This is a genomic window from Microcystis sp. M53603_WE2 (genome assembly GCF_030065435.1).
Window position 1 is genome coordinate 1 of sequence record NZ_JASJFF010000836.1, and the last position, 1693, is coordinate 1693.

The window sequence follows — 1693 nt, forward strand, 5'->3', positions numbered from 1 at the left end:
ACTTAATTGATTAGTTCGCTCTAGATCAAAAACAATTGACAAAAATCGCCAAATGTCTTTCTCTATAAGAGTTTCATTCCTTATAATCCTGTACGTTGCATAAGACAAACCGAAGAACCTAACAGAATTACCCTTGTTTTTCAACTTGCGATCCCACTTAATAATTAAACCTCCTTCATTTAAAAGTTGATGTAAAAGAGATTCTAATTCTTCAACTGATTTAAAAAGTCGATGAGCGATAAATTCTTTTGCCGAGTGCCAGACCAATTCAATGATATTTAAATCTGGGCTATAGGCGGGTAAATACTCTAAAATTAAGTTGGGCATATTTTCAGCAATTTTACCAACAACATCTGTTTTTTTGTGAATACTAGCATTATCGAGAATCAGGACAATCTTTGGACCCTTCTCTCGAAAATCCTCCTCTTTATTCCCCGCTTCCACCCATTCTTTAATGATTTCTGTATAAAAAACTTTTACCACTTCATAAAAAGTTTCTGAATTTCCTTTTTTGATGAATTCTACGAATCTTTTTTTATCGGAATATCTCACTCCTCCCATCGCATTTACTCGACCACTTCTTCTTTGTCCGCTAACTTTTTTTCTTTGGCTTTTTTTCCCCCATGTTTTTCTTCTAATGACTCTTAAACTGAATCCACTTTCGTGAGGGGCTGTGTGGCGAACCTGCGTCGCCACCTTGAAAGCCCCGTCCCAAAACCATACCTGTAGCTTATTTGGCTCTTCTTTTGCTATTTTTAAGTATTCGGCTAATTTTTGTTTAAATTCTTTTCTTTTTTCAGGATATTGTCGATCTTCTAAACTATATTTAGCCCAAATATAAACATACTTCTTTTTTTTTTAAATGTTCGTGACTTGAGAACTACTTAATTCTATACCTGTCTGTTCTGTCAGATAAGTGGCTAATCTTTTGGCTGTCCAACGGCCAAACTCATACCCCATTTCTTGAGGCTCTTTGTCAATTGTCTCTAACAATATTTTGATATACTCATCCGTCGCTTTTCGATAATTTCCCTCCATTCTCTTGTCTTTCAAGCTATCTAAATTATTGGCATCTCCAGGAATACACCAATAAGAGACTGTTCGCAGTGAACACCCAATGAGTTTGGAGATTTGGACTTGAGTTTTCCCGTCATTTAACAACAACAATATCAAAACTCTTTCTCTAATGTAAGGATTTTCTTCTTTTTTTAGTGCTTTTTGTAACTTTTCTTTTTGTTCGGAATTCAAGTGATTAGGGGCTGGCATAGCTATTGATACTTGAATAGGTTACTGTTTCTATTATACGCTATTTAGATGCTGAACAGCTTAGAGACATTGCCCTAAGTCTTGACATAACTCTTTAATTCTTTTTTCATTTTCTGATAACATTGAATTATTCCTCCCATCGAGATATATTCTGAATTGTAAATTATAACTATTATAATCTCATTTCTCTTTGTGATCAAGTAGAAGATTTTCTAGTTGTTGACGGCTACAAGCATTAATACTCATTGCATAAGTGAGATGCTCCCGTTCATTGAAACTTTTGACCTTATTAAGCTTTTACGCATTTAAGTTACATTGACAGCATTACCCTTATTTTTAAGTTTTCTACTCCATTTAATAATCAATCCCCCTTCATTTAAAAGCTGATTGACTACTTTTTCCAGTTCTTCTTTATTTTCAAATTCTC

The 1693-nt window shown here is 34.1% G+C and carries 2 pseudogenes; both read right to left on the reverse strand.

Annotated features, from left to right (window positions below):
* Nucleotides 1–120: 120 nt before the first annotated feature.
* Nucleotides 121–1266, reverse strand: a pseudogene (locus PX481_RS17755) (IS630 family transposase); the annotation flags it as partial.
* Nucleotides 1267–1571: 305 nt separating this feature from the next.
* A pseudogene (locus PX481_RS17760) lies at nt 1572–1693 on the reverse strand (IS630 family transposase); the annotation flags it as partial.